Below are 2,973 nucleotides of genomic sequence, written 5' to 3'. Positions count from 1 at the left end.
CCCCATTTCTATGATTTTTAGAAAACCTGAACGTTTTTGATTTTCTTTTTTCCTAGTATAGCATATTTCCATAGAAAATACTAAAAAACGCCTGCTTACGAAATTGTTCTTAAGAAAAAAACAATTTCGTAAACAAGCGTCTACCCTATCAAATGATGATGAGTGTTCCCGCTAGGACCGAAGTCCCAGCGGTAGACCAGAGCTAGACTAAGAGCACAAGACTCCATCATCATAACACTCAACAAAATTGATGATTTTATACTAATTCGATGATCGCCATTGGCGCAGCATCACCACGACGTGGTTCAGTTTTAAGGATACGAGTGTATCCACCGTTACGTTCAGCATAACGAGGTGCGATTTCTGAGAACAATTTTTGAAGTGCTGTAGTAGAAGTGTACTTATCAGTTGCTTCATCATAGTTTTCAGATGCGATTTCATTACGTACGAAAGCAGCTGCTTGACGACGTGCATGCAAATCACCACGTTTACCTAGAGTAATCATTTTTTCAACAGTTTTACGGATTTCTTTAGCACGAGCTTCAGTTGTCACGATTGATTCGTTGATCAAAAGGTCAGTTGTCAAATCGCGAAGCATTGCTTTACGTTGTGAGCTAGTGCGTCCTAGTTTACGGTAAGCCATGTATTCCTCCTTTATTTATCTTTTAATCCAAGACCCAAGTCAATGAGTTTGAGTTTCACTTCTTCCAAACTCTTGCGTCCAAGATTTCGTACTTTCATCATCTCTGCTTCAGATTTTTCTGTCAAATCATGCACAGTGTTGATACCGGCACGTTTCAAACAGTTGTATGAACGCACAGACAAGTCCAGTTCCTCAATCGTACGATCCAAAATACGATCGTCAGATTCAGTATCAGCTTCTTTCATCACTTCAGTTGACTTAGCAATCTCAGTAAGATTTGTAAACAAATCAAGATGTTCTGTCAAGATACGTGCTGAAAGCCCTAAAGCATCTTCTGGAATAATTGTTCCATTAGTCAAGATTTCAAGGGTTAATTTGTCAAATCCATCATTGCTACCTACACGAGCAGGTTCAACTTGATAGTTGACTTTTGTAACTGGTGTATAAATAGAATCTACAGCAAGTGTTCCAACTGGTGCATTATCTTTTTTGTTTTCATCAGCAGGTACATATCCACGACCACTGTTAACAGTCATTGTCGCTTTTAGAGAAGAACCTTCACCGATTGTAAAGAGATAATGATCTGGATTTACAATCTCAATATCACTGTCAGTCAAAATGTCTCCAGCTGTAATTTCAGCGGGACCTTCAACGTCAAGTTCAATGATTTTTTCGTCTTCAACGTATGATTTCACTGCAATCCCTTTAATGTTCAGAATGATTTGCATCACGTCTTCACGAACACCTGGGACTGTGTCGAACTCATGCAAGACACCTTCAATGTTGATAGATGTCACTGCTGCTCCTGGTAGAGAAGCTAGTAGTACACGACGAAGAGAGTTACCAAGAGTTGTACCGTAACCACGTTCAAGTGGTTCGATTACAAACTTGCCATAATCTTTATTTTCATCAATTTTTGTTATATTTGGTTTTTCAAACTCAATCATTTAGTTACTCCCTCTTAAACGAAAAGCAGTGTAATGCGATGATTATACACGGCGACGTTTTGGAGGACGAGCACCATTGTGTGGCACTGGAGTCACATCACGAATTGCTGTTACTTCAAGACCAGCGGCAGCAAGCGCACGAATAGCTGACTCACGACCAGAACCTGGACCTTTTACAGTAACTTCAACTGATTTAAGACCGTGTTCTTGTGCAGATTTAGCAGCAGCTTCAGAAGCCATTTGAGCAGCGAATGGTGTAGATTTACGAGAACCTTTGAAACCAAGAGCACCAGCTGATGACCAAGCAATTGCATTACCATGCACATCAGTAATCATAACAATAGTGTTATTAAATGTAGCGTGAATATGAGCAATACCAGATTCGATATTCTTTTTCACACGACGTTTACGTGTTGGTTTAGCCAAGACTTTTACCTCCTATATTATTTTTTCTTACCAGCGATCGCAACAGCTTTACCTTTACGAGTGCGAGCGTTGTTTTTAGTGTTTTGTCCACGGACAGGAAGTCCACGACGGTGACGAATACCACGGTAAGAACCGATTTCCATCAAACGTTTGATGTTCAAGTTTACTTCACGACGAAGGTCACCTTCAACTTTGATTGCATCCACTTCACGACGGATAGCATCTTCTTGATCTGATGTAAGGTCACGTACACGAACATCTTCTGAGATTCCAGCAGCAGCCAAAATTTTCTTAGATGTTGCAAGTCCGATACCATAAACGTAAGTCAATGAGATTACTACGCGTTTGTCATTTGGAATGTCAACTCCAGCAATACGAGCCATGTTTTCTCCTTTCTATCTTATCCTTGACGTTGTTTGTGTTTTGGATTTGCTGGGCAAATTACCATAACACGACCATTACGACGAATTACTTTACAGTATTCGCAAATTGGTTTGACCGATGGTCTTACTTTCATTTCTTATCCCTCCAAGTTTTTCGATTATTTAAAGCGGTAAGTGATACGTCCACGTGTCAAGTCATATGGACTCATCTCGACAGTAACACGATCTCCCGCTAAAATACGAATATAGTTTTTACGAATTTTACCAGAAACTGTTGCTAAAATCTGATGTCCATTTTCAAGTTCAACCGTAAACATTGCGTTAGGCATTGTATCGACTACTTTGCCTTCAACTTCAATCACATCGTCTTTTGCCACGCAAAAGCACCTCCATAAATTTCGATTCGATGCCTCTGAAAACAGAGACAACAATTATAAGTCAGACTATCTCAGTATAACATTTGTAGCGATTTTTTGCAAGTGTGAAAAACGCTTTATTTCAAATTTGTCAATACTTTTTCGATGTCTTTGAACACATCATTGATATCTTGATTTCCTTCGATATCGTGGACCAA

At 39.5% G+C, this 2,973-nt stretch carries 6 protein-coding genes and 1 pseudogene; all 7 read right to left on the bottom strand.

The genetic code is table 11. The features are described from left to right. Nucleotides 1-256 precede the first annotated feature (256 nt). Nucleotides 257-643, bottom strand: coding sequence for a 50S ribosomal protein L17 (rplQ, locus tag GMD6S_RS11030; protein ID WP_000331493.1), 387 nt, complete (start codon nucleotides 641-643; stop codon nucleotides 257-259). A gap of 11 nt (nucleotides 644-654) precedes the next feature. Beyond that, complete coding sequence (locus tag GMD6S_RS11025; protein WP_000568993.1) at nucleotides 655-1,590, bottom strand: DNA-directed RNA polymerase subunit alpha; 936 nt, start codon at nucleotides 1,588-1,590, stop codon at nucleotides 655-657. 42 nt (nucleotides 1,591-1,632) lie between these two features. Continuing rightward, a complete protein-coding gene (gene rpsK / locus GMD6S_RS11020; RefSeq protein ID WP_001118385.1) occupies nucleotides 1,633-2,016 on the bottom strand; it encodes a 30S ribosomal protein S11 in 384 nt (127 codons plus the stop codon). Between the two features lie 17 nt (nucleotides 2,017-2,033). After that, complete coding sequence (gene rpsM / locus GMD6S_RS11015; protein ID WP_000090781.1) at nucleotides 2,034-2,399, bottom strand: 30S ribosomal protein S13; 366 nt, start codon at nucleotides 2,397-2,399, stop codon at nucleotides 2,034-2,036. A 17-nt stretch (nucleotides 2,400-2,416) separates the two neighbouring features. Next, nucleotides 2,417-2,533, bottom strand: a complete 117-nt coding sequence (gene rpmJ, locus GMD6S_RS11010) for a 50S ribosomal protein L36 (protein ID WP_001808836.1) — start codon at nucleotides 2,531-2,533, stop codon at nucleotides 2,417-2,419. 24 nt (nucleotides 2,534-2,557) lie between these two features. Continuing rightward, nucleotides 2,558-2,776, bottom strand: a complete 219-nt coding sequence (gene infA / locus GMD6S_RS11005) for a translation initiation factor IF-1 (protein WP_001029883.1) — start codon at nucleotides 2,774-2,776, stop codon at nucleotides 2,558-2,560. A gap of 116 nt (nucleotides 2,777-2,892) precedes the next feature. Further along, nucleotides 2,893-2,973 (bottom strand): annotated as a pseudogene (locus GMD6S_RS12505) (adenylate kinase); the annotation flags it as partial.

The organism is Streptococcus sp. GMD6S (genome assembly GCF_000297015.1).
This window is presented reverse-complemented; position numbering and strand designations above follow the sequence as displayed.

Bases quoted from the DNA above. Each gene is read 5' to 3' on its own strand.
- rpmJ (WP_001808836.1), bottom strand. From the start codon at position 2,533: ATGAAAGTAAGACCATCGGTCAAACCAATTTGCGAATACTGTAAAGTA.
- rpsM (WP_000090781.1), bottom strand. From the start codon at position 2,399: ATGGCTCGTATTGCTGGAGTTGACATTCCAAATGACAAACGCGTAGTA.
- GMD6S_RS11025 (WP_000568993.1), bottom strand. From the start codon at position 1,590: ATGATTGAGTTTGAAAAACCAAATATAACAAAAATTGATGAAAATAAA.
- rplQ (WP_000331493.1), bottom strand. From the start codon at position 643: ATGGCTTACCGTAAACTAGGACGCACTAGCTCACAACGTAAAGCAATG.